Annotated in this window: 21 protein-coding genes and 4 pseudogenes; 14 read left to right on the forward strand and 11 right to left on the reverse strand. The window is 71.6% G+C overall.

The features are described 5' to 3' along the window. Position 1: 1 nt before the first annotated feature. The 4 genes from TNCT6_RS02080 to TNCT6_RS02095 are packed head-to-tail and all read left to right on the forward strand — an operon-like array spanning position 2 to position 2,465. The gene (locus TNCT6_RS02080) at positions 2–217 is read left to right on the forward strand and encodes an MbtH family protein (protein ID WP_141365951.1); all 216 of its coding nucleotides are present in this window, start codon (positions 2–4) and stop codon (positions 215–217) included. 10 nt (positions 218–227) lie between these two features. Further along, complete coding sequence (locus TNCT6_RS02085) at positions 228–1,475, forward strand: cytochrome P450 (protein ID WP_141355984.1); 1,248 nt, start codon at positions 228–230, stop codon at positions 1,473–1,475. Positions 1,476–1,507: 32 nt separating this feature from the next. Beyond that, a complete protein-coding gene (locus TNCT6_RS02090; RefSeq protein ID WP_141355986.1) occupies positions 1,508–2,245 on the forward strand; it encodes an SRPBCC domain-containing protein in 738 nt (245 codons plus the stop codon). A gap of 31 nt (positions 2,246–2,276) precedes the next feature. Continuing rightward, positions 2,277–2,465 (forward strand): hypothetical protein, encoded by a 189-nt coding sequence (locus tag TNCT6_RS02095; protein WP_253265997.1) that lies wholly within the window; start codon positions 2,277–2,279, stop codon positions 2,463–2,465. Positions 2,466–2,588: 123 nt separating this feature from the next. On the opposite strand, the gene TNCT6_RS02100 is transcribed toward TNCT6_RS02095, so the two are convergent. From TNCT6_RS02100 to TNCT6_RS02120, 5 genes are all read right to left on the reverse strand, one after another. Continuing rightward, positions 2,589–3,230 (reverse strand): FAD-dependent oxidoreductase, encoded by a 642-nt coding sequence (locus TNCT6_RS02100; protein WP_253265998.1) that lies wholly within the window; start codon positions 3,228–3,230, stop codon positions 2,589–2,591. Continuing rightward, complete coding sequence (locus tag TNCT6_RS02105; RefSeq protein ID WP_253265999.1) at positions 3,227–4,288, reverse strand: ABC transporter ATP-binding protein; 1,062 nt, start codon at positions 4,286–4,288, stop codon at positions 3,227–3,229. The genes TNCT6_RS02100 and TNCT6_RS02105 overlap by 4 nt, the downstream gene beginning before the upstream one ends. After that, entirely contained in the window at positions 4,285–6,138 is a 1,854-nt protein-coding gene (locus TNCT6_RS02110; protein WP_373996141.1) for a dipeptide/oligopeptide/nickel ABC transporter permease/ATP-binding protein, read from the reverse strand. The genes TNCT6_RS02105 and TNCT6_RS02110 overlap by 4 nt, the downstream gene beginning before the upstream one ends. 94 nt (positions 6,139–6,232) lie before the next feature. Continuing rightward, complete coding sequence (locus tag TNCT6_RS02115) at positions 6,233–7,219, reverse strand: ABC transporter permease (RefSeq protein ID WP_141355992.1); 987 nt, start codon at positions 7,217–7,219, stop codon at positions 6,233–6,235. A gap of 51 nt (positions 7,220–7,270) precedes the next feature. Beyond that, entirely contained in the window at positions 7,271–8,743 is a 1,473-nt protein-coding gene (locus tag TNCT6_RS02120; protein WP_253266000.1) for an ABC transporter substrate-binding protein, read from the reverse strand. A 281-nt stretch (positions 8,744–9,024) separates the two neighbouring features. Here TNCT6_RS02120 and TNCT6_RS02125 point away from each other — a divergent pair, with 281 nt between their 5' ends. From TNCT6_RS02125 to TNCT6_RS02150, 6 genes are all read left to right on the forward strand, one after another. Next, entirely contained in the window at positions 9,025–10,785 is a 1,761-nt protein-coding gene (locus TNCT6_RS02125; protein WP_141355996.1) for a DUF885 family protein, read from the forward strand. Between the two features lie 235 nt (positions 10,786–11,020). Next, positions 11,021–11,404: a DUF5132 domain-containing protein gene (locus TNCT6_RS02130; protein WP_141355998.1), complete on the forward strand. Its 384-nt coding sequence runs from the start codon at positions 11,021–11,023 to the stop codon at positions 11,402–11,404. 165 nt (positions 11,405–11,569) lie between these two features. Continuing rightward, entirely contained in the window at positions 11,570–11,761 is a 192-nt protein-coding gene (locus tag TNCT6_RS02135) for a hypothetical protein (protein ID WP_141356000.1), read from the forward strand. Then, a complete protein-coding gene (locus TNCT6_RS02140) occupies positions 11,758–12,525 on the forward strand; it encodes a thioesterase II family protein (RefSeq protein ID WP_141356002.1) in 768 nt (255 codons plus the stop codon). Before TNCT6_RS02135 ends, TNCT6_RS02140 begins: the two co-directional genes overlap by 4 nt. Before the next feature lie 251 nt (positions 12,526–12,776). Then, positions 12,777–13,919, forward strand: a complete 1,143-nt coding sequence (locus TNCT6_RS02145; RefSeq protein WP_172632774.1) for an alpha/beta fold hydrolase — start codon at positions 12,777–12,779, stop codon at positions 13,917–13,919. A 200-nt stretch (positions 13,920–14,119) separates the two neighbouring features. After that, positions 14,120–14,380, forward strand: a complete 261-nt coding sequence (locus TNCT6_RS02150) for a DUF5132 domain-containing protein (RefSeq protein WP_141365955.1) — start codon at positions 14,120–14,122, stop codon at positions 14,378–14,380. Positions 14,381–14,506: 126 nt separating this feature from the next. On the opposite strand, the pseudogene TNCT6_RS02155 reads toward TNCT6_RS02150, so the two are convergent. The 3 genes and pseudogenes from TNCT6_RS02155 to TNCT6_RS02165 all read right to left on the reverse strand — a co-directional run. Further along, positions 14,507–15,454, reverse strand: a pseudogene (locus TNCT6_RS02155) (LLM class flavin-dependent oxidoreductase); the annotation flags it as partial. Beyond that, a complete protein-coding gene (gene ssuE, locus TNCT6_RS02160; RefSeq protein WP_141365957.1) occupies positions 15,451–16,008 on the reverse strand; it encodes an NADPH-dependent FMN reductase in 558 nt (185 codons plus the stop codon). The gene ssuE and the pseudogene TNCT6_RS02155, both read right to left, overlap by 4 nt. Positions 16,009–16,071: 63 nt before the next feature. Then, positions 16,072–16,879, reverse strand: a pseudogene (locus TNCT6_RS02165) (LLM class flavin-dependent oxidoreductase); the annotation flags it as partial. A 3-nt stretch (positions 16,880–16,882) separates the two neighbouring features. Here TNCT6_RS02165 and TNCT6_RS02170 point away from each other — a divergent pair. Both TNCT6_RS02170 and TNCT6_RS02175 read left to right on the forward strand, forming a co-directional pair. Continuing rightward, positions 16,883–17,413 (forward strand): annotated as a pseudogene (locus TNCT6_RS02170) (amino acid ABC transporter permease); the annotation flags it as partial. Continuing rightward, on the forward strand, positions 17,410–19,422 hold the full coding sequence (locus TNCT6_RS02175; protein ID WP_141356008.1) for an FAD/NAD(P)-binding domain-containing protein: 2,013 nt from the start codon (positions 17,410–17,412) through the stop codon (positions 19,420–19,422). The pseudogene TNCT6_RS02170 and the gene TNCT6_RS02175, both read left to right, overlap by 4 nt. Before the next feature lie 94 nt (positions 19,423–19,516). On the opposite strand, the gene TNCT6_RS02185 is transcribed toward TNCT6_RS02175, so the two are convergent. Beyond that, on the reverse strand, positions 19,517–20,122 hold the full coding sequence (locus TNCT6_RS02185) for a GNAT family N-acetyltransferase (protein WP_308789459.1): 606 nt from the start codon (positions 20,120–20,122) through the stop codon (positions 19,517–19,519). 204 nt (positions 20,123–20,326) lie between these two features. Here TNCT6_RS02185 and TNCT6_RS02190 point away from each other — a divergent pair, with 204 nt between their 5' ends. Further along, positions 20,327–20,473, forward strand: coding sequence for a hypothetical protein (locus TNCT6_RS02190; protein ID WP_253266002.1), 147 nt, complete (start codon positions 20,327–20,329; stop codon positions 20,471–20,473). 67 nt (positions 20,474–20,540) lie between these two features. Here the strand turns inward: TNCT6_RS02190 and TNCT6_RS02195 are convergent, their stop codons facing one another. Continuing rightward, positions 20,541–21,617 (reverse strand): enoyl-CoA hydratase/isomerase family protein, encoded by a 1,077-nt coding sequence (locus TNCT6_RS02195; protein WP_141356010.1) that lies wholly within the window; start codon positions 21,615–21,617, stop codon positions 20,541–20,543. Further along, positions 21,617–21,793 (reverse strand): annotated as a pseudogene (locus TNCT6_RS02200) (acyl-CoA dehydrogenase family protein); the annotation flags it as partial. The gene TNCT6_RS02195 and the pseudogene TNCT6_RS02200, both read right to left, overlap by 1 nt. A gap of 31 nt (positions 21,794–21,824) precedes the next feature. Here TNCT6_RS02200 and TNCT6_RS02205 point away from each other — a divergent pair. Continuing rightward, a complete protein-coding gene (locus TNCT6_RS02205; RefSeq protein WP_141356012.1) occupies positions 21,825–22,745 on the forward strand; it encodes a cobalamin-binding protein in 921 nt (306 codons plus the stop codon). The last annotated feature ends 46 nt before the right edge of the window (positions 22,746–22,791 follow it).

Consider the following 22,791-nt stretch of genomic DNA (forward strand, 5'->3'; position numbering starts at 1 on the left):
CATGACCAACCCGTTCGAGGACGAGGCCGGCACCTTCCTTGTGCTCGTCAACCAGGAGAACCAGCACTCACTGTGGCCGCAGTTCGCGGACGTCCCCGCCGGCTGGACCGTCGCGCACGGCCCCGACACCCACGCCGCGTGCCTGGAGTACGTCGAGCAGGCCTGGACCGACATGCGGCCCAAGAGCCTCGTCGACGCCATGGACGCCCAGCGGTAGGGCGACCGACGTGACCTCCACCGAGACCCTGGACGAGGCCCGCGGTGCCGCGGGCCTCGTCCGGCCCGGCGACCTCGCCGCGGCACTGCTGACGCCCGAGGCCCGCCGGGACCCGTACCCGTTCTACGCCCGCATGCGGCGGGAGAGCCCGGTCCACCGCAGCGGCCAGGGCATCTGGTACCTCACCCGGTACGCCGACGTCGAGGCGGCCCTGGGAGACCTGCGGCTGTCCAACGACCGGGACCGGATGACCCGCGCCTACGGCGCGCTCGGCGGCGACCTGAAGGCCTTCAGCAGGCTCACCGACCGGCTCGGCCGGGTGATGACCAACACCGACCCGCCGGACCACGCCCGGCTGCGCAAGCTGGCCAACCGCGCCTTCACCGCGCGGCGGGTCGAAGCCCTGCGCGACGGCATCCAGCGGATCGTCGACCGGCTCGTCGACGAGGCGGTCGCGGCGGGGCCGTCCATGGACCTGATCGAGGCGCTCGCCTCCCCGCTGCCGCTGTCCGTCGTCTGCGAGTTGTTCGGCATCCCGCCCGAGGATCGCCCGCAGGTCAAGAGCTGGTTCCGCCGCCTCGGCCGGCTCTCCGAGGACATCGACAAGTCCGAGGCCGCGATCGAGCAGTACGAGGAATACCTCGCCCGGCTCGTCCGCCGACGCCGGGCAGTCCCGGGCGACGACCTGGTCAGCGCCCTGGTCGCGACCCAGGCACAGGACGACCGGCTCACCGACTCCGAACTGCTGTCCACCTGCTTCGTCCTGATCACCGCGGGCGACGAGACCACCACCCACCTGGTCGGCAACGGCACGCTCGCCCTGCTGCGCCACCCCGACCAACTGGCCCGGTTGCGCGAGGACCCCGCGCTGATCCGCACGGCCGTCGACGAACTCGCCCGCTACGACACGCCGACCCAGGCGATCGTCCGGGTGGTGGCCGAGGACCTCGAGATCGGCGGGCAGACGCTGCGCGAGGGCGAGTTGGTGTACCTGTTCCTCGCCGCGACGAACCGTGATCCCGAGCGCTTCGAGGAGCCCGACCGGCTCGACCTGTCCCGCCCCGGCAACCGGCACCTGAGCTTCGGCAACGGCCCGCACTTCTGCCTCGGCGGTCCGCTGGCCAAACTCCAGGCAGAGGTGGCCGTCGGCACGCTGGTCCGCCGGCTCCCGCACCTGCGGCTGGCCGACGGGGCGGCCCTCGAATGGCGGCCCAACCCACTGCAACGACGGCTGAACGCCCTCCCGATCACGTACTGACACACGAACGACGACGAAGGAGAAAACTGACCATGGCCCGAGAGTTCGAGGTCCGCCGGGAGCAGGACCTGCCCGCCACCCCCGAGCAGGTCTGGCACGCGGTCGCCACCGGTGCCGGCAACCTCGGCTGGCTGTACCCCATGGAGGTCGAGCCGCACGTCGGCGGAAAGGTCACCCGGGCCGACGGCACCGTCGTGGCGTGGGAACCGCCGCACCACTTCGCCGTACGCGTGGCCCTGGACGACGGGTTCTCCAACACCCTCACCTACCGGATCGAGCCGCTCGACGACACAACCAGTCACCTGCGGATGGGCATCCACTGGGTGCACACGGGAGTCGTCGACGAGTACTGGGACACCAAGGCGGACGCGGCCGAGAAGCACGTCGACTTCTACCAGCACGGCCTCGCCGAGTACCTGAGGCACTTCGCCGGCCGCCCCGCCGTCTACGTCAAGGCCGGCCGCGACGAGCGCACCGACGACCCGGCCGACTTCGCCGCCCTGCGCCGACGCCTCGGCCTCGCCGACGACACGGCCGTCGGCGACCGGCTGTCGCTCGAACTCCCGGGTCCTGACGGAGGCTCGGAGGAGGTGGTCGTGGACTGGCTCAACCCCGACTTCGTCGGCCTGCGCGGCCCGGACGCGCTGTACCGGTTCTTCAACGGCAGCTCCTGGAACTGGCCGATCTGGCTGGGCCACCACCTGTTCGCCGAGGACGTGGACGAACAGCGGGCCACCAAGGCGTGGAACGCCTGGCTCAACGGCGCCTGACCCCTCGCCCGCCACAACTGAAGGACCCTTGGTGGAAACACTGCTCTACGCCGCCGAACTCGTCCGGGAAGACGGTACCTACAAGCTCGTCGTGCAGGACGTGGTGCGGGACACGGTCCAGGTCACCCCCGTCCCCAAATCCGCGGTCGACAGGCTCCCTTCCTTCCTGTCCGTGCTGACTTCCAAGCTCGGCTCCGCCCCCGCACGCGGCCGCTGGTAGACCTCTTCCGACGTCACGCGGCCGGTGCCGTCCGGCGCGGCAACTCCCGGACGGCACCGGCCCCGCCGCGCCACGGGTCAGCCCATGACCGTTCGGGGGGCGGCACCCTCGGCCACGGGCCGTTTACGGGAGAACGCACCGAGGTTGACGACGATGCCGGTGTGTTCGGCGGCGGATCGCGGTCATGGTCGTGGCCGGCCTCGACGCGCTCGACCAGGGTGGCGAGGAATCGGCCCGCCGGCGGAGCGTTCTTGAACTGGTTGCCGCTCGTGCCCATCGCGACGTAGAAGCCGGGCAGATCGGTGCGGTCGTAGATGGGGCCCAGTCGTCGGCGGCGTCGTAGGCACCGGCGATGCCGGTCGGCCGGTTCGAAACGCGCAGCAGCGGGAATCGGCGTGCGGCCCTGGTCACTTGGGTGTCGAACCAGGTGGACACAGTGAACTCGGCTCCCACCTCGGCCATCCGGTCGAACGCTGCCGACCAAGGCCCGGCGGCGTTGATCACGCCCAGGTGCTCCGCCCATCGTGCCCAGCAGTGCCGGGATTCCCAGGCGGTGGCGACACCGTCCCAGGTCGAGTAGTTGAAACGGATGACCGCGCTGGAGGCACTGGTGGATCCGTGACCGACGCCGCCGAACTTGTCGACGACCATGACGCGCCGACCGGTTCGCGCCAGTTCCAGTGCCACCGCGGCACCGATCGCACCGGCACCCACGACGACCGCGTCCGCGCCGGACGGAAGCGTGTCCGGTTCCCCGGGCGTCATGACGGCGGGTCCCCGGGGGTTCGCGAAGCCCGGTCACCGTCCGAGTCCTGGTGCACGCTGCCGACGTGGGGCGGGCAGTCGTCGGCGGGATACGGGAAGTGGCACGCGGCCCGGTGCGGCTGTCCGGCCGCCTCCTGCTGGGGGTCCCGTGCGGAGCAGACGTCCCGCTCGGGATGGCGGTTCGGCCCGACGGGGCAGCGCGGATGAAAGCGGCATCCGGTCGGTGGCGACGCGGGGTCGGGCACTTCTCCGGACAGGAACGGCTCCCCGACCGGTCGTCGTCCGGGGTGCAGGCTCGGCACGGCGGACAGCAGCGTTCGCGTGTAGGGATGCCGTGGGCCGCGCAGCAGGTTCTCGGTGGGGGCGGTCTCGACGATCCGGCCGAGGTACATCACGGCGACGACGTCCGAGACATGGCGGACGGCGGCGAGGTCATGGCTGATGAACAGCATGGCGAAGCCCATGCGTCGTTGCAGGCCCCGGAGCATGGTGAGGAGCGCCGCCCGGACCGACACGTCGAGGGCCGAGGTGACTTCGTCGGCGATGAGTGCCGCTGGATCGACGGCGAGCGCGCGGGCGACGGCCACGCGTTGGCGCTGGCCGCCCGAGAGCTGCCGCGGCACACGGTCGGCGCAGCCGATGTCGAGACCGACGAGTTCCAGCAGTCCTTCGATGCGCTGTTCGCGACTGCGGCGGTCCAGCCGGACGAAGGCCCCGGCCGCTTCGGCGAGCGACTGGCGGACCGTCATACGGGGGTCCAGTGCCGTGTCCGGGTCCTGGAAGACCAGTTGGACCTGTTGGCCCAGCCGACGCCGATCGGCCGCCCGGCGCCCTCGGTACTCCCGGCCGCCGACCGTGATCCGCCCGGCGCACGGGGTGTCCAGCCCGACGACCGCACGTGCCAGAGTGGACTTTCCCGAACCGGACTCGCCGACCAGGCCGACCGTCGTGCCCCGGGGAACCTCCAGTGACACCCCGTCCACCGCCGTGACCGGTCCGAACGGCCCGTGGTGGCGGACGCTGACGTCGTAGAGCACCAGCCCTGCCTCTTCCCTCACTTCTCCGCCTCTTCGGTCTCACGCCGTCCGTGGAACTGTGCCGGGGCCGGCGGCCGCCAGCAGGCGACCTCGTGCTCCGGGGCGAGCGGGGACAACACGGGGCTCTCCACGGCACACCGGTCCAGTCGATGCGGGCAGCGGTCATGGAACGGGCAGCCCCGGGCCGCACCGCTCGGATCGGGCGGCCCTCCCTCGATGGTGTGCAGGGGGTGGTCGCGATCCGCGGCCGGATCCGGGACCGAGGCGACGAGCATCCGCGTGTACGGATGCCGTGCGCCGGTCGCCAGCTCACGGGCGGGAAGGTTCTCCACGATCGTTCCCCCGTACATGACCAGAACCCGGTCGCAGGCGTCAGCCACCAGGGCGACGTCGTGGCTGATGAAGAGGATCGCGGTGGCGTCGTCGCGCCGGATACGGTGGAGCAGGTCCATGATCTGCCGCTGGACGGTGACGTCCAGGGCTGTCGTCGGCTCGTCCGCGACGATGAGGTCGGGCCGCATCATCGAAGCGGCGGCGATCGCCACTCGCTGGCGCTGACCTCCGGAGAGCTGGAAGGGCCGGGAGCGCAGCAACCGGCGTCCGCCGGGCAGCGCGACCCGCTGAAGCTGGACCAGGGCCTGCTCGACGGCCCCGGCACGAGGGGTGCGGTGGTGTGCGCGCACGGCCTCCGTCATCTGCGTTCCGATGCGGAGCGACGGGTTGAAGGCCGAGGCCGGGTTCTGGAAGATCATCGCCATCCCCGTCGCCAGCTGCCTGCGTCGCTCTTTGCGTGACAACGACTCGGCGTCCGCGCCGAGAAACCGATGGATGCCCCAGGTCGCGCAGGCGCCGTCCGGCAGCAGGTCGGAGATGGCGAGCGCCGTCAGCGACTTGCCGGAGCCGGACTCGCCGACCAGGCCGACCATCTCGCCGCGCCGCAGGGCGAGGGTGACACCGCGGACGGGCCGGACCACCCCCTCCGCCGTGGGAAGGGCGACCCGCAGATCTTCCAGCTCCAGCACGTGGTCCGCGGCTTCCGGAAGGCCGGTGCGCGCCGGGTGTGGCGCGGGTTCTGCCGACTGCCCTGGGCGGGCGCGGCGCGCGGCGGCTCCGGCCAGTATCTCGCCGAGCAGTTGGAAGGCCACGGCGGCGTACGCGATGGCGATGCCGGGTGCCACGGCGGTCAGCGGTTCGGTGTAGATGCGGTCCAGTCCCTGGCTGAGCAGGAGCCCCCAGTCGTACGAGGGGGGCTGCACCCCCAGTCCGAGGAAGCTCAGTCCCGACAGGGCCACGAGTGCCGAGCCCGCGGCGACCGTGGTGTTGAGCAACAGCGGTTCGGCGATGTGGGGCAGGACATGGCGCAGGAGGAGCCGGTGGCGGCGCAGGCCGAGCACGCGCGCGGCCGCCATGAAGTCGGTTCCGGCCACTTTGGCGGCGAGGGTCTGGGTGATCCGCGCGAAGCCCGGTGCACAGGCGACGGCGAGTGCGCACACCGCCCCACCCGCGCCCGCGCCGAAGAGGGCCGCGAAGAACATCGCGACGAGGAGTGCGGGGAAGGCCAGCAGAAGGTTGATCAGGGCTCCCAGCAGGCGGCGGGCGCGTCCGCCGACGACGGCGGTGAGCGCCCCGAGTGTGATCCCGGCCGTCGCGCCGAGGAGCGTTGCCGCGACGGCCAGCAGCAGGGAGAGCCCGGTCGCCGCGAGCAGCCGGGCGAGCAGGTCGCGCCCGAGGTGGTCCGTGCCGAGCAGATGACTTGCAGTGGGTCCCCGGAGCACCGCCGACGGGTCCGGACGGTCGGCGGCCTGCCCCCACAGCACCGCCCCCGCGACGGCCAGTACGACGAGCGATCCGAGCATCGCCAGGGTGATCACGCCCATCGGTGTGGACCAGCCCGAGCGGGTCGCACGAGACCGCCCGGCGGTGGCACGCGGCGTGAGCGGGGAAGGGGAGGACAACACCATCGGATCACGTCTCCCGGATGACGGATCGGGGGTCGAGCAGCGCGAGGGCCAGATCGACCAGGAAGTTCACCACGAGGACGGCCGAGCCCAGCACCAGGACCGACGCCTCGACCACCGCGTAGTCCTGTGCGGCCACGGACTGCGCCATGGCCGACCCGATGCCCGGCCAGGCGAACACCTTCTCGACCAGTACGGTCCCCGCGATCAGGGCCGGCAGGAGGTTCCCGGCGACCGTCAGCGACGCGGTCAGCGTGTTCGGTGCCACGTGGCGCAGGTAGAGCGGGACGGCGGGCAGCCGTTTCGCGCGGGCGGCACGCAGATAGTCCGTTGCGAGAACCTTGAGCGTCTCCACCCGTACGATCCGCAGGAGAACCGCGGTCGGAGCGAGGGCCAGCGCGAGCACGGGCAGCACGTAGGACTGGGGACCAAGGTCGCCGGCCACCGGAAAGATGCGCAGCGCGACCGCCAGTCCCGCGGTGAGACCCGCCGCGAGCACGAAGTCCGGCACGCCCGCCATGACGGAGGTGGTGGCGGTGAACGCCAGCTCCGCCCGCGGCCGCCGCCCTCCGCGTGTCCACACCGCGGCGAGCAGCCCTCCGGGGAGGGCGACGACGAGCACGCAGGCGAAGGCCAGGACAGCCAGCAGCAAGGTGGCCGGCAGACGTGCCCTGATCAGGTCGGCCACCGGCTCGCCGGTCACCAGGGAGACCCCGAGGTCCCCGTGGGCCAGATGCCGCAGATACCGCCAGTACTGTGCCGACAGGCCGTGATCCAGGCCGAGTTCGTGCCGTTTCGCCGCTACCAGGTCCGGCGGGGCGTCCACGCCCAGCGCGGCCCGGACGGGGTCACCGGGCACCAGCCGGATCATCGCGAAGGAAGCGGTGACGACGACGAAGAGGGAGACCGTCAGCCGCACCGTACGCCGGCAGCAGAACACCACCCACGGGTGGCGCCGGGCCAGGGCACCGAGCCGTGCGGACACGGTCCTCATGGGAGACCTCCTCGACTGGTGGTGGTCGGCCGGGTGCTGCGTCCGCCGCCGCTATCTGTGCAGGCGGATGCTGGTCGGTACGACCTGGCCGCCGTGCGCGACGGCGAAGGTCGTCCGGTAGCCGTACACCGTGCCCGTGCCGTCGGCGACGGGCAGCGCGTCGGCCGAGCGGAACAGCGCCGCGGCGGCCCTGTTCCAGTCCGCGCAGCTGGCCGTGCCCGGCGCGCGCAGCGCGAGGGCGACGAAGCGGTCGTAGGCGCGGTTGACGACGTGTGCGAAGTTCAGTCCCCGCGAGGGCGGCGGACCGGAGAAGTACGGGACGAGTTGCGCGGGCAGTGGCGGACCCGGCGAGCTGCCGACCACGACGTCGAAGTCCCCGCTCTGGTACATGGCCTGTACCACCGCGTTGCGGCTCTCGCTGACGAGGTCGACGTCCGCGCCCAGCGCCTGCCAGGTGGCGGCCATCAGTTCGGCGACCGACGGAAGGGTGGAGCCGAAGTCGGCGCTGCTGAGCAGCCGCAGCCGCAGCGGCCGGCCCTGCTTGACCAGCCTGCCCCGTGCGTTCTTCGTCCAGCCCGCGGCGCCCAAGGCTCCCACGGCGCTGCGCGAGGGCAGGTTCCGGGTGGCCACATCGGCATGGCAGACGGAGTTCTCGGCGGTCAGGTGGCTCGCGGGCGTTCCGTCGCCGCCGATCGCCACATTGGCGAGGCCCTTGCGGTCCAGGGCCCCCACCAGTGCCTGACGCAGCACGGGATCACTCAAGGGGCGGCCGGACCGTTCGTTGAAGAAGGTCAGCCCCACCACGGTCGGCACCTGGGCGGTGGCCAGGCCGTGGCCGGTCAGCCGCGCGCGGTCCGGGCCGGTCACCGTCGCGATGTTCACGCCGCCCGTGAGCAGCAGGTTGGCCACCGTGGACTCCTGCGGCACCACCGACACCACGATCCGCTCAGGCTGGCCCGCGGCCGCGTTCGTCGCTCCGCGCGGCCCCCACGCATACCCCTTGCGCCGTGTGAAGAGGTACGGGCCGCCCGAGGTGTAGCCGCTCAGCACGTACGGCCCGGTGCCCCGTGTGCTCCTGTCCAGCGCGCCGGGGTCCGCCAGCCCGGCGGGGCAGACAATGGGAAGCACACCGATCGTCCGCACGATGAAGCTGTACGGCGACGCCATCCGCACCGACACCGTCCGGGCCGCGTCGTCGGCCGACGCCGTGAACGGCACACCGGGCAGTGCCGCCCGGGCGCCGACGAGCCGGTTGTGGGGATCGCTCGCATAGCTCAGTGACCGGGCCACCCCGGAAGCCGTGAGGATCGTGCCGTCGGAGCAGGTCACGCCCTTGCGCAAAGTGAAACTCGCCGAAGTGGCCCCGGCCCGCCACGTCTCGGCCAGGCCCGACACCACCTGCCCGTCCGGTGCCATGGCGACCAACGAGTCGTAGGCATAAGGAGCCAGGGCGGAGCCGAACTGCGCGTACGGGTGGAAACTCGGGGTCTCTGATGCGGTGGCGATCGTGACGGTTCCCCCCACGACGACAGGGGTGTGGGTCGATGACACATCGTCGCCGCCGCAACCGGCCAGCACGGCTGACGCGATAACGGCGGACGCCACCGCGGCCGACCGGGCCCTGGGAAACGACACGGTTCGGCGGCGCATGATGTTCATCGTGCCACCGAGATCTACGGCGCCGGACCGCCTCCCCCGGGCCGGACACGAACGGGGCGGACGAATTCCCCCGTCCGAGTGAAGCCCCCGACTCGCGGTTGATCTCCACTTCTGATGCAGAGTCACCTGGGCCGCACACTGGCACCATGGCGAACCACTCATCGGACCTCCCGGACGGCTCGGCGGCGCGGGAGATCGACCGACTCGCGGCCTCGTACTGGGACTTCCTGCTCGCCCGCGAGCCGTCGCTGCGGACACGCCGCGGACTGCCGGTCGAGTCGCTGCCGGGGGTGTCCGCCGCGGAGACCGACGAGCGCGCCGGGTTCGCGTCGGGGGTGCTGAACCGGCTGGAAACGCTGCGGCCCGCGGTGCTGCCCGGTCCCTCCGCCGACACCGCGGACTTCGTTCAGGCGCTGGCCGAACAGGAAGCGGAGGCGGGACGCTTCCACTGGCTCACCCCCACCGCCACGCCGTACCAGCTCTTCGGCCTCCAGCAGTACGGTGACACGGTCTTCCGCCCGTTCCGCTTCGAGCAGCGGGCCGACGCGGACCGGTACATGTCCCTCGTACGGGATCTGGCCCGCTGCGTCGCGACGATCGGTGACAAGGCCGCCGGGCAGGCGGCACGAGGCTTCCGCATCCCGGCCCCGGCGCTGGCCGGGGTCCACACCACCCTCATCCGGCTGCGGGCATCGGCAACGCGGTACGTCCAAGCGGACGCCGAGCGGCTCGCCCGACTCGACGCGGCGAGCAGGGGCCGCCTGCACGACGCGGTGGCGCGGCTCGTGGCCACCGAACTGGAGCCGGCGTTCGACCGCCTCCTCGCCCTTGTGGACGACCCGGACTACCTCAGGGGGGCACCGCAGGCCGTCGGATGGGCCCACTACCCGGAAGGCGAAGCGGCGTACCGGGCCTTCGTCAGGACGTACACCTCCGGCGACACGTCACCCGAACGCCTCCACGAACTCGGCCTGGAGCACTGCCGCGAACTCAACGAGCGGATGCGGCAGATGCGAGCCACGCTCGGCTTCGCGAGTACGGAGGCCGAGTTCCATGAACGACTCGCGACCGAGCCCCGCCTGTACGCCGCCACCCCGAAGGAGGTCGAGGCCCGCTACCGCGGACACCTCGACCGCCTCACGCCGCTGCTGCCACGCTGGTTCACGGTCCTGCCCGACGCCCCGTACGGCGTGGCCCGCCTCGATCCGGCGCTGGAGGCGTCGATGACTTTCGGCTACTACGACCCGCCGACCGCCGCGCAACCGGTGGGCCGTTACCGCTACAACGCCTCGGACCTGGCACACCGGTCACTGCTCGGCGCGGCCGCGCTGATCTACCACGAGCTGGCGCCCGGACACCACTTCCACCTCGCCCGTCAGGCCGAGAGCACCACGCTGCCCGACCTGCGACGCGAACTGGTGCCCTTCAGCGGGTTCCAGGAGGGCTGGGCGGAGTACGCGGCGGGGCTCGCCTGGGAGATGGGGCTGTACGACGACCCGTGGGACGCGTACGGACGTCTGGCCCATGAACGGTTCACCGCGCAGCGCCTGGTCGTCGACACCGGCCTCAACCTCGGGACCATGACGCTGGAGCAGGCGCGCGCCTTCATGCGCGCCCACGCGGCGGCCGAATCAGAGACGCAGATCACGAGCGAGCTGCTGCGCTACGCGACCGACATGCCGGGACAGGCGCTGACGTACCGGGCGGGCCATACGGAGTTCACGGCATTGCGGGCAGCGTGCGAACGCGTATCCGGCGCCGCGTTCGACGTGCGCGCCTTTCACGAGGCCGTGCTGGCCGGCGGAACGCTGCCGTTTCCCGCCCTGCGCCGACGGCTGGCGAGAGAACTGCACGGGGCGTCCGACCATCAGCAGAGGTACCAGTGGTCACCCGAAGAAGGCGGGTGACGTCGGGTTCCGGCCGTTGAATGGCCTGAACAGGCCGTCATGGACAGGCCGTTCTACTCGAATGAGTGAAGGCCACGGCGGAACCGGTGGCTGTTCGCTCAACCCTGGATACTCTCTGTGATGAGGCGTGCGGGTTCGACGATGCGGTACCCCTGCATGTCATCGGAGTTTTCCTGTTCACCTCCAGCTGCCTTTCCGCCATCGTTTTCTCGGCAGAAGAGAAGGACGTCCTGCCATGCCCCCTGTAGTACCTCCTTTCCTGATCGGCCTGATCACCGCCTCCCTGGTCAAAAGGCTGGGTAAGCCCCTCATGCGGGGGCTCGTCAAAACGTCGGTGGGCCTGGGAATCGAAGTCAAGCGGGCCGTCCACGAAGCCGGCGAGGGAATCCAGGATCTCGCGGCCGAGGCGACCGCCGAAATGCTCGCCGTCCAGATGACGCAGGGAGTCGAGCACGGCACCGACACCGGCGCCCCGGCGGCCGGCATCGCGGGCCGGACCGAATCGGGCACTGGGCCGGCACCCACGGCCGCAGTGGCCCACGCGGCACAGGCCGGCGGCGAGAGCAAGGCCGCCGGCAAGGCCCGCGGCGCCGGTTCGGCCGTTGCCAATGTGCACTGAGTCGCTGTCCCCGGCGCGCTGGATGTCACGGCCCGACGCGAGACCAGTGCTTTCCACGTGCCGTCGGCCGCTCTGCACACATCTCCACGCCGCCTTTCGTCTGCCGCCGTTCGGCGTCACGGAGGGCAGGACCGGAGAAGAAGGACTTTGATGGAGGCAGGTCGGATGTCTGCGACCGGAACACCCCTGTATTCCGCCGAACTCATCCAGGAAGGCAGCGCCTACAAACTCGTCGTGACCGATCGCCTGCGCCACACCGTGCAGACCGCATACGTGTCCAGGAGAGTGGTGGAGCAGCTTCCCACCTTCCTCTCCAAGCTCAACTCCTCGCAGCTGGGTGGTCTCCGACAGCGATGACGGCGCACGACGCGAACAAGTGGTTCCGTGTCCATCGGCGCGCGGCGGACCCCAGGCTCCGACTGGTGTGCTTCCCGCACGCCGGCGGCACGGCACAGCTGTTCCACGGCTGGCCCGCGCTGCTACCGGAGGAGGTCGAGGTACTCGCCGTGCGGTACCCCGGCCGCCAGGACCGGCTCGCGGAAGCCTGCATCGACGACATGGCCACCCTGGCCGACACGATCGAGGACGCGCTGCGGCCCTGGCTCGACCGGCCACTTGCGCTCTTCGGACACAGCATGGGCGCCTGCGTCGCCTACGAGCTGGCCCTGCGGCTGGAGGCCCGCGGCATCGTCCCCGAACACCTGCTGGTGTCCGCGCACGAGGCCCCCCAGCGGGCCGAACGCACCGCACTGCACAGTGCCGACGACAAGACCCTGATCACCCGCGTCCGGCACCTCGGAGACCTGCACTCGGAGGTCTACGACATCCCGGAGCTGCGTGACCTGCTGCTGCCCGCCCTCCGGGCGGACTACCGGCTCATCGAGGGCTACCATCCCCCGCATCCGACTCCGGTCAAGGCACCGATCACCGCGTACGTCGGCCAGGACGATCCGAGTTGCGTGCTCGACCGGGTCCTCGCCTGGTCCGACCTCGCTGCCCCGGGTTCCTTCGAGCTGTGCTCGTTTCCCGGGGACCACTTCTATCTCGTGCCCCGGGAGACCGAAGTGGTCGCGGACGTGGCAACACGCCTTGCGCGCGCGTGCGGCGCGGACCAGGCCTGACGGTGGTATGCCCCCGTATCGGGAATCTGGACGTTCATCACGCACCCACAAGGGCCAGGCGCCGTGTGTTGCCGGTCCTCGGCCAGGTATGCACCTCGGCCCCGGGGGATGCCCGTACGGCCGTGCTGGAAGGCAGGGCCCGACACCGCGCATGGCGCCCGCGGGGGTTTCAGGGGACGATGCTCGTGCCGGGCGCTGAGACGCCCGGTGTCCCTGGCAGCGGCCACGAAGGCTGGGACGGAGAGGGAACCATGCGACCGGGCACACGTGTCGCCGACACGATACTCCGGCTGCTCAGCCGGGACTGGGCCGGGCTGGCCATCGCCCTGCTGCCGGCGGCCGCGGGCGCGTGGTGCGTCACCCTGGGAAGCGGCTGGCGCATTCTCGGCGGCGTGCTCTGCGCCGTGGCCCTCGCGCTCGGTCTCGGGTCTCTCCGCCATCTGGTGCATGTGGCCCGGGTACGGGTGAGGTATCCGCCACCCGGACGCATGGTCGACGTGGGCGGCTACCGCATGCACGTCCTCGCCGAGGGAGATGCCGGACCGAGGCCCACCGTGGTCTGGATGCCGGGTGGCCATGCCGGCGGGTACGCCATGTACCGGCTGCACGCACTGACGCGGGAACGGACGCGTTCGGTCCTGGTGGACCGTCCGGGCTCCGGCTGGAGCGACCCGGGCCCGTTCCCGCGCACGACGGCAGCCGAAGCCGTCGAACTGCTCACGGCCCTGGAGCGGGCCGGCGAAAAGGGGCCCTACGTCTTCGTGGGGCACTCCTTCGGGGGACTGCTCATGGCCAACACCGCCAGGCGCCGCCCCGACCTGGTGGCCGGTCTGGTGCTGCTCGATCCCACCCCGCCCGATGTCGTCGCCTTCGGCCCGTCGCTTCCGGCCCTGCGGCATGCCGTGAGGGACCAGACCGCCCTCGCGCTGCGCCACCTCTTCGGCCTCCACGCCTTCTTGCGCGGCAACGAGGCACACTCTTCCGAGGACCCGACGGAGGTTCTCGCCGTGATCGAGACCAGGACCAAGGCGAACTGCGCCGCGGCATCGATCCTGCGACAGTTGTCGCCGGGCGGCATCACCCGAGACGGTTGGCAGACGGTCGTACACGACGGCGAGCTCGGTTCGCTCCCTCTCCTCCTCGTGGCGCCACGCGATCTGACGGGCGGTGACAAGATCTTCGACACGGTCGACGATCCGGAGGAGAGCGCCCGCGTACGGCACTTCTTCCTCACCGTGAGAGAACGCTTTCTCGCAGCCTCAAGCGCTGCCCGGAGGGTCTACACCCCGGAGGGAACCGGCCACGATTTTCCCGACCGCGTACCCGAGTTCGTCGTGCAGGTGGTGGGATCACTGCTGGACGAACGCACGCCGGGCGCACCGGACCCCTTCTGACCCCGCTCCGCGGCCACGGTCTGATCCGGCGCGTCTCCGCCCGAACGAATGAAAGGCGTCGGCGTCCCCGGGCGTATCGGCCGAGGGCCGACTACGGTGTTTTTCGGTGGGGGTGATATTTCTGCCAGCACCGCCGGCCGGGCGGTAGCGGCAGGTGCGACGGCGGCAACCGTGCCGTGTACACAAGAGAGGGTTCACCCATGACCCCTGTAGCTCCTCCCTTTCTCGTTGGCCTCATCACGGCCCCTCTGATCAAGAGAGTGGCGAAACCGCTGGTGCGAGGCATCATCAAGACGTCGGTCGGCCTGACCTTCGAAGTCAGGCGCGCAGTCATCGAGGCAGGCGAGGAGATTCAGGACCTCACCGCCCAAGTGGCTGCCGAGAAGCTGTCGAGTTCGGCTCGCGCGCGTCGAGTGAAGGCCGACGGCGAGGTAACGGCGCAGGGTGCCACCGTCGGCTGAAGACTGACGGTCCGCGAGAAGCCGGTTACGGGTGGGAGCAGCCTGCTCCACACCCCGCCGTTTCTTACGGCTGCACAGACTGCGCGTCGGGAGCGATCTCGACCTCGCCCGCGCGCCATCGACTCTGCCGACCAGGGCCGTGCCCGCGCCGCCGCGCACCAGACCGATGCCGGCCCACAGGTTCGGATGGATCTCCAGGTCGTCCCGGGTGCCGCCGTGCAGGGCGAGCATGCGCCGCTGTCCCTCGGACTCGCTGCGGGCCAGCCCGCTCTGCACACCGCGTATGGTCTCGTCGTCGAACCCGTCCAGCAGACGCCGTGCCTCGGCCCACGCCTGCTCGGAAGTGTCGCGGGAGATGACGTGGAGGCGGATGCCGAAGCGGATGCCCCGGCCTTCCTTGTCGGCCAGTTCCCGTATCCAGGCGACCTTCTCGGCGACGGCGGCGGGTGGCTCGCCCCAGGTGAGGTAGACGTCGGCGTGGCGGGCGGCGACCTCGCCCGCGGCCGGTGAGGAGCCCGCGAAGCAGATCTCCGGGCGCGGATCGGGCAGCCGGATCAGCTTCGCGCCCTCGACCCGGAGGTGCTCGCCCGCCAGGTCCACGCTGCGGCCCTCCCACAGCGCCCGCAGGATGTGCAGGAACTCGTCGGTACGAGCGTAGCGGGCGTCCTTGTCCAGGAAGTCGCCGTAGGCGCGCTGCTCCCGGCTCTCTCCCCCGGTGACCACGTTGATCAGCAGCCGACCGCCGGTCTGCCGCTGGAAGGTGGAGGTGGAGGCCATCTGCGCGGCCAGCGTGGGTGAGACGAAGCCGGGGCGGAAGGCGACCAGGAATCTCAGGCGCTGGGTGTGCTGGCTCACCATGGCGGTGGTCAGCCAGGCGTCCTCGCACCACGCTCCGGTCGGGGTGAGCGCGCCGGTGAACCCCAGGTCCTCGGCCGCGCTCGCGATCCGGGTGAGGTAGGCGACACTCGGCGGACGGTCGCCGCCGGACGGCGTGGCAGGAGTGCCGTGACCGCCGCCGACGACGTGGCGGCTGTCGCCGTTGGTGGGCAGGAACCAGTGGAAGGCGAGGGTCATGCCGTGGCCGCCAGCACCGTGGCTCGGCCACCCAGCGCGACGGAGAACTGGTCGGTGACCTGGGCCAGGGCCTCGGCCGAACCCGGCGCGACTGTCAGGGTGCCGTCGTCACCGACGTTGATGTCCCTGTCGAGGGTGAACCAGCCCGGGACGATGTGCGCGGCGCCCATGGAGTTCAGCACGGGGCGCAGCGCGTAGTCGATGGCCAGGACATGGGCCGTGCTGCCACCGGTGGCCAGCGGCAGCACGGTCTTGCCGGTCAGGGCGTACTGCGGAAGCAGATCGAGGAGTGACTTGAGCAGGCCGGAGTAGGCGGCCTTGTAGATCGGGGTGCCGATCACCACTCCGTCAGCACGCTCGAACAGGGCGGCGGCGTCGCCGATCGCCGGGTGCCGGAAGTCGGCGCCGAGCAGCGCGTCGGCGGGCAGGGTGCGGACGTCCAGCGGGATCACGTCGTGGCCCTGGGCGGCGAGGCGGTGGTCCAGGTGGCGCAGCAGTTTCGCGGTGCGGGAGGTGGCGGAGGGACTGCCGGAGACGGACAGGACGGTGGCCATGGGCGGGGACCTTTCAGTGGCGGGTGGGTTCGGCCGGCGAGAGGGGTTCGGGCGCCTGCCACAGGGGGCCTCGCGCCGCACCACCGGTGCGATCTCCTCGGCGAAGCGCCGTAGTTGGTCGATCTGCTCGGGCAGCGACAGTCCCGAGGTGTCGACGGTGATGGACTGGAGGTCGTGGCGGTATGCCGCGTGGAAGCCCAGGATCTTGTCGGTGATCTGCTGTGGACTGCCGATGAGGTGGGGGCCGTCCGCGACGGCGTCCTCGATGGTGTGGAAGGGGGTGTTGTAGCCGGGCCGGCCCTCCAGGTGGGGCTTGTGGGTCTGCCGGACGCGGGCCTCGTAGTAGTCCTTGAAGCGGGTTACTGCCTGCTGGGTGGTGTCCGCGATGAACAGTCCTCCCGAGCCGGCTCCCACGTACGCGGTGCGCGGGTCGTGGCCGTACGCCTCGAAGCGTTCGCGGTAGTGCTCGATGAGCCGGGCGTACGCCCCGCGGCTGGATGGCGTTGGCGCTGAACAGCGGATCTCCGTGGCGGGCAGCCAGTTCCGGGGAGTTGAGGCTGGTGGCCGAGCCGTGCCAGCCGCGTGGCGGACGGCCGCCGTATGGGCGGGGAACGGTGGTGGTGTCCGTCAGTGGCGGCCGGAACCTGCCCTGCCAGGTGACTTTCTCCTCGCGCCAGAGTCTGCGCAGGAGTTCGTACTTCTCGGCCTGGTACTCCCATTGCAGGCCCTCATCGAGGCCGAAGAGGCCGAAGTGGCCCGCTTCCGCGCCCTTGCCGATGACCAGTTCCAGCCGGCCGCGCGAGAGCTGGTGCAGGGTGGCGTAGTCCTCGGCGACCCGCACCGGGTCGAGGACGGCCAGGACCGTGACACCGCGGTGAACCTGCTCGGCCCCACTCTCACCGCCGTCATCGGACTCACCCTGCACGAGACCGCCTACGCCGCCGAGGTGGTGCGCGGCGGCATCCTGTCCGTGGACGCCGGGCAGACCGAGGCCGCCCAGGCCCTCGGCCTCGGCAGATGGCGCACCTTGCGCCGAATCGTCGTACCCCAGGCGATGCGCTCCATCGTGCCGACCGCGGGCAACATGCTGATCGGCGCGCTCAAGGGCACGAGCATCGTCAGCGTGCTGGCCGTCCACGACCTGCTGTTCTCCGTGCAGCTGATCTACAACCGGACGTACCAGGTGATCCCGCTGCTGATGGTCGCGACCTTCTGGTACGTCGCGGTCACCTCCGTCCTCGGCGCAGGCCAGTACTACGTCGAGCGGTACTACGCCCGCGGTGCCGCGCGGACTCTGCCGCCCACACCGCTCGGGCGGCTGCGCCTGCGCCTCATCGCTCTGCGCGCCCGGCTGTACCGGGTGGCCGCCGCCGACGCCCGCCCCTCTGTCGGCGGTGACCGATGACCAACGACTCCCCCACGGCCGTCCTCGTCGTCGTCGGCGCGGGACCGCGCGCCACCGGACTGCTGGAGCGCATCGCCGCCAACCTTCCCGCACTGTGGGAACGCGAACGGACGTTGCACATCCATCTGGTGGACCCGCATCCGCCCGGCCCGGGCCGGATCTGGCGGCACGAGCAGTCCCCGCTGCTGCGGATGAACTCCATGGCCGAGGACGTCACCATGTTCACCGACGAGACCTCGACCATCGACGGCCCCGTACGGCAGGGCCCCTCACTGGCCGAATGGGCCGCGCAGTTCGCCGACCCGAGAGGCCCGCGCCTTGCGCCGTACACGGAACCCGCGGACCCGGAGGTACTCGCCGAACTGCGCGCCCTGGCCGGGACCGACTTCCCCACCCGCCGGGCCCAGAGCGCCTATCTGGACTGGGTGTTCCGGCGGGCGCTGGCCGACCTGCCGCCGTCGGTCACCGTCGAGTGGCACCGCGCCACCGCGACCGCCGTCACCGGCCCGCCGGACGGTCCGCAGCAGGTGCGCCTGGCCGACCGAGCCGAGCCGCTCTCCGCTGACCTGGTGGTCCTGGCCCAGGGCCACCTCGGGTCCGCGCCCGCCCCCGCGCACCGCGCGCACGCGGCCTTCGCCCGCCGCCACGGCCGCTTCCACCTGCCGCCGGACTTCTCCTCCGACGCCGACTTGGCGGCCCTGCGGCCCGGCGAGCACGTCGTCCTGCGCGGCTTCGGTCTCGCCTTCGTCGACCTGATGGTGCTGCTCACCGAGGGCCGGGGCGGCGCCTACCGCACCGAGCCGGACGGGTCACTGACCTATCTCCCGTCGGGCCGCGAGCCCGTCCTGCACGTCGGATCGCGGCGCGGGGTGCCGTACCACGCCAAGACCGGCTATCGGCTTCAGGGCCTCAGGCCCCCGCTGCCGCGCCACTTCGGCGCCGATGCGGTCGACCGCCTGCTGGCCGAGGGCCGCCCGCTGGACCTGCGCCGCGACGTGTGGCCGCTGATGGCCAAGGAGATCGGCTTCGGTCACTACCACGAGCTGTTCCACGCTCATCCCGGGCGCACGAGTGTGCCCTGGCCGGAGTTCCTCGCCGAGCACGACCGCCTCCACTGGTACTCCGACGCGATGACTTCCCTGGTCGCCAGGGCCGTGCCCGATCCGGAGGACCGCCTGGACTTCGAGGCCCTGGACCACCCGCTGGAGGGCCAGGCCTTCGCCACGCCGGACGCCTTCCAGGAACACCTGCGTGACCACATCGCCCAGGACGTCGCCCGCCGCGCGAACCCCGCGCACAGTGCCGACCTGGGCGCGTTCCTCGCCCTGCTCTCCGTCTACGGCCGGCTGCCCCGGCTGGTCAGCGCGGGAAGGCTGTCGGCCCGCTCTGTCGCCGACGGCCTCGACGGCTGGTGGCACGGCTTCTTCAGCTTCCTCGCCTCCGGCCCGCCGGGTTTCCGGCTGCGTCAGCTGCTCGCCCTGTCCCGGGCCGGGCTCGTCCACTTCCTCGGCGCGGACCTGCGCATCGGCACGGACGAGACCATGGGTACCTTCACCGCGACGAGCCCGACCGTGCCCGGCCACACGGTCCACGCCGCGGCCCTGATCGAGGCGTACCTGCCGGGCCCGGACCTCGACGGCACCCAGGACCCTCTGCTCCGGCACCTGCACCGAACGGGCGAGCTCACCGAGGAGGTCATCGCCGATCCCGCGTACACCCACCGCTCCGGCCGGCTCACCGTGAGCCCGGCGGACGACCACGTCGTCGACCCCCGCCTCGGGCGCCCGCACCCCCGCCGCATCGCTCTCGGCGCCCCCACCAACAGCCGGGCCGTCGCCGCGTTCGCCCGCCCCCGCACCGACGCGCCTGCCTTCCGGCAGAACGACGCGGTGGCCCGGGCTCTGCTGCGCGCCCTCGGCTCCGGCGCGCTGACCGGCCAGTCCGGCGGCGGTCCGGAGCGGCACGAGATCGACGTGGGCGTCAAAGCAGGCGTCCGGCAAACGTCCTGAACGGCCGTCGACAGCGGTGCGCCGCGGGCGACCTTCGCCTACGAGACTTGGCAGGGCCCGGAACGCCGCGACGCCGACCCCCTGACCGCCCCGGTCACGGGCGCCTGCGGCTGCTGACCCCGCCTTGCCGGCGACGCGAAGGGCCGTTCGGCTCCAATCCGTCCCGGAACAGACGGCGAGGGGGCCGGCGCAGAGCGCGGCGGTAGCGCAACTTGTTGAGGGAGGCCCCACCCGTGGTGTCTTCCACGGCTGCGCCGTCCGCGCGCCAGCCGGCGGCTTCGTAGAAGCGCCGGGCGCGTTCGTTGTCCTCCAGGACCCACAAGGTCGCTTGCGTGTAGTCGGCCTTTCCGAAGGCCATCAACGTGGCCGACATCAACTGCTTCCCGATCCCCGTTCCCCAGACTTCGGGCAGCGCGTAGAGCATGCCGATTTCCGCGACGGCGGGGTTCTCCTCGGACGGGCCGAAACCTGCGAATCCGACGATTCCCGCCTCGGTCTCGGCTACGAGCACTCCTGACGACGGCCACCGTGCCTCCGTGATGCACGTCTTCCACTTGGGCTCCTCGTGGCTTGGCGCCATGGCGTCGAGATAGACCTGGGGCACCAGGCCGGCGAACGCCACCTGCCAGGAGCGCACGTGGACACCAGCGACCCCCGCCGCGTCGTCAGGACATGCCCGTCGAGTCTGCATGGCCGTCATTCTTCAAGTCCCCACAAGCCGGGCCAAGCTCTTTTCCCGGCGGAGATGACGAGCGCTCGCCGGTCATCTCCTATGGGCCGTCGAGGGGGCGGGCGCGTCCGGGGACCGTCCCCGGTGCCGAGAGCCGGGCATCGGCAGCGCCCCACCCACTGGTGCACGGCCTGGCCCGGACCGGGCACGACAGGTACATGCGGCGCATTCCGCGTGCACCGCGTGCACCTGCGCTCGGTCGAGAAGCGACTCGACCTGGAGGAGATGGTCGAGGCGCTGCTCGGTTCGGCGCAGGTGCTCCGTCCCGGGGTGGACGAGGAGGAGCCGGTCGCCGCCGACGGATGCCCCGCACCTGCGTGACCGCGTGGCCGTCACGCCACGGGCGAGGCGCCCATGTGCCCGAGTCCGGTGAACGCGACGGTCCTACTCACCTGGCCGACTGCGCGGTGGTGCCGGGGCCGGCGAGGCCCAGTTCGCGGTCGCCGAGCGGGGCGAAGAAGCGGTTGACGTCGGCGTCGGTCACCTCGGCGAGGGTCCTGGGGGACCAGCGCGGGTCGCGGTCCTTGTCGATGACCTGAGCGCGGATGCCCTCCACCAGGTCGGGGCTGCTCAGGGCGGCGCAGGAGACGCGGTACTCCTGGTCGAGGACCGGTTCCAGCGATCCGAGACGGCGGGCGCGGCGCACGGCGGCCAGGGTGACCTTCACGGCGGTCGGTGACCTGGTGAGCAGGGTTTCGGCCGCCTCCTTGGCGGCGGGCCCGCCGTGGTCGAACAGCCGGCTCAGGATGTCCTCGACCGTCCCGGCGGCGTAGCAGGGGTCGGTCCATTCCCTGTGGGCCTCCAACTCCCCTTGCGGCAGCGGTCGGGCATGGCGCGCCACCACCTCCCGTACGGGCGTGCCGGCGAGGTCGTCGACGAGGGCCGGCAGGGCCGCCGACGGCACGTAGTGGTCGGCGAGCCCGCAGAGCACGGCGTCGCCGGCGCCTATCTGCGCACCGGTCAGCGCGAGATGGGTGCCCAGCTCCCCCGGGGCGAGGGCCAGCAGATGGGTACCGCCGACGTCGGGGACGAAGCCGATGCCGGTCTCCGGCATCGCGATCCGCGAGCGCTCGGTGACGATCCGGACGCTGCCGTGCGCGGAGACGCCGACGCCGCCTCCCATCACGATGCCGTCCATGACGGCGACGTACGGCTTCGGATAGCGGGCGATACGGGCGTTGAGGCGGTACTCGTCGCGCCAGAAGGCGGCCGAGGCGGTGCCGTCCCCCTCGCGGACGTCGTCGTGGATGGCGCGGATGTCACCGCCCGCGCACAGACCGCGCTCCCCCGCGCCGGTGACGACGACGGTCTCCACGGCCGGGTCGTGCTCCCAGGCCGTCAGCGCCTCGTCGATACGGCGCACCATCTCGTGGGTGAGGGCGTTGAGGGCCTTCGGCCGGTTGAGGGTAATGTGGGCGGCCCGTCCGTCGGTGTGGAACAGGACGGGTTCCTCGGCGGCGGTCATCAGAACGCCTCCGTCAGGCCGCGGGCCACGCTGACACGCATGATCTCGTTGGTTCCTTCCAGGTTCTGCTGGACGCGCAGGTCACGGACGATCCTCTCAAGGCCGTACTCGCCGAGGTAGCCGTAGCCCCCGTGCAGTTGGAGCGCCCGGTCGGCGACGGAGTACCCGGTGCCGGTCCGCGGTCCTGGAGGCTCCTACAGTCGAGGTATGCGCATCGTCTCCCTGCTGCCCGCCGCGACCGACATCGTCGCCGAACTCGGGCTGTCGGAGCAGTTGGCCGGCCGCACCCACGAGTGCGACTGGCCGCCGCGCGAGGTCGCCTCGGTGCCCGTGGTGACCAGGACCGACCTGGACCAGGACGCGCTCACCAGCCGGGAGATCTCCGACGCCGTCGGCGGCTCGGCGCACTCCGGCTCGTCGCTGTACACCCTGGACACCGAGGCGCTGGCCGCCCTGCACCCCGACGTGGTACTCACCCAGGACCTGTGCGACGTGTGCGCGGTGTCGTACGAGAAGGTCAGCCGGACCGTGCGGCTGCTCGACGCCGGCACCCGGGTCCTCAGCCTGGAGCCGCGCACGCTCGACGACGTACTGGCCTGCCTGGTCACCGTCGGCGACCTGCTCGGCGTCCGTGAGCGCGCACAGCGGCGCCGTGGCGAGCTGCGGGACCGCCTCGACCGGGTCCGCGGCGCGGTCGCCGGCCTCGGCCGGCCCCGGGTCGTGGCGATCGAGTGGCTCGACCCGCTGTGGCCCGCCGGGCACTGGGTGCCCGAGCAGATCACCACCGCCGGGGGCGAGCCCCTCCTCGCCGCGCCCGGCGAGCACACCAAGCCGGTGACCTGGGAGGCGGTACGCGCCGCACAGCCGGACGTGGTCCTCGTCCTGCCGTGCGGCTTCCCGCCTGAACGCACCCTGCGGGAAGCCGAGTTGCTCACCAGGCTGCCCGGCTGGACGGATCTGCCCGCCGTTCGGTCCGGCCGCGTCTGGGTACTGGACGGACCGTCCTGCTTCAACCGGCCGGGGCCACGGGTGGTACGCGGGGCGGAGGTGCTCGCCCAGATCCTGCACGGCGTACCGGCCGGCGAGTCGGTCACACCGGCCGAGGCCCGTCCGTTCCCCGGCCGGTGACGACGGTCGGCCTCCCCGCCCGTGCGGGCCTCCCCGCGTGTGCAGG

The organism is Streptomyces sp. 6-11-2, assembly GCF_006540305.1.
Classification (GTDB): domain Bacteria; phylum Actinomycetota; class Actinomycetes; order Streptomycetales; family Streptomycetaceae; genus Streptomyces.

What these genes read in the sequence shown, in the direction of transcription:
- TNCT6_RS02080 (WP_141365951.1), top strand. Translation starts at nt 2, where the DNA reads ATGACCAACCCGTTCGAGGACGAGGCCGGCACCTTCCTTGTGCTCGTC.
- TNCT6_RS02090 (WP_141355986.1), top strand. Translation starts at nt 1,508, where the DNA reads ATGGCCCGAGAGTTCGAGGTCCGCCGGGAGCAGGACCTGCCCGCCACC.
- TNCT6_RS02100 (WP_253265998.1), bottom strand. Translation starts at nt 3,230, where the DNA reads ATGACGCCCGGGGAACCGGACACGCTTCCGTCCGGCGCGGACGCGGTC.
- TNCT6_RS02115 (WP_141355992.1), bottom strand. Translation starts at nt 7,219, where the DNA reads ATGAGGACCGTGTCCGCACGGCTCGGTGCCCTGGCCCGGCGCCACCCG.
- TNCT6_RS02125 (WP_141355996.1), top strand. Translation starts at nt 9,025, where the DNA reads ATGGCGAACCACTCATCGGACCTCCCGGACGGCTCGGCGGCGCGGGAG.
- TNCT6_RS02130 (WP_141355998.1), top strand. Translation starts at nt 11,021, where the DNA reads ATGCCCCCTGTAGTACCTCCTTTCCTGATCGGCCTGATCACCGCCTCC.
- TNCT6_RS02135 (WP_141356000.1), top strand. Translation starts at nt 11,570, where the DNA reads ATGTCTGCGACCGGAACACCCCTGTATTCCGCCGAACTCATCCAGGAA.
- TNCT6_RS02140 (WP_141356002.1), top strand. Translation starts at nt 11,758, where the DNA reads ATGACGGCGCACGACGCGAACAAGTGGTTCCGTGTCCATCGGCGCGCG.
- TNCT6_RS02145 (WP_172632774.1), top strand. Translation starts at nt 12,777, where the DNA reads ATGCGACCGGGCACACGTGTCGCCGACACGATACTCCGGCTGCTCAGC.
- TNCT6_RS02150 (WP_141365955.1), top strand. Translation starts at nt 14,120, where the DNA reads ATGACCCCTGTAGCTCCTCCCTTTCTCGTTGGCCTCATCACGGCCCCT.
- ssuE (WP_141365957.1), bottom strand. Translation starts at nt 16,008, where the DNA reads ATGGCCACCGTCCTGTCCGTCTCCGGCAGTCCCTCCGCCACCTCCCGC.
- TNCT6_RS02175 (WP_141356008.1), top strand. Translation starts at nt 17,410, where the DNA reads ATGACCAACGACTCCCCCACGGCCGTCCTCGTCGTCGTCGGCGCGGGA.
- TNCT6_RS02185 (WP_308789459.1), bottom strand. Translation starts at nt 20,122, where the DNA reads ATGACGGCCATGCAGACTCGACGGGCATGTCCTGACGACGCGGCGGGG.
- TNCT6_RS02195 (WP_141356010.1), bottom strand. Translation starts at nt 21,617, where the DNA reads ATGACCGCCGCCGAGGAACCCGTCCTGTTCCACACCGACGGACGGGCC.
- TNCT6_RS02205 (WP_141356012.1), top strand. Translation starts at nt 21,825, where the DNA reads ATGCGCATCGTCTCCCTGCTGCCCGCCGCGACCGACATCGTCGCCGAA.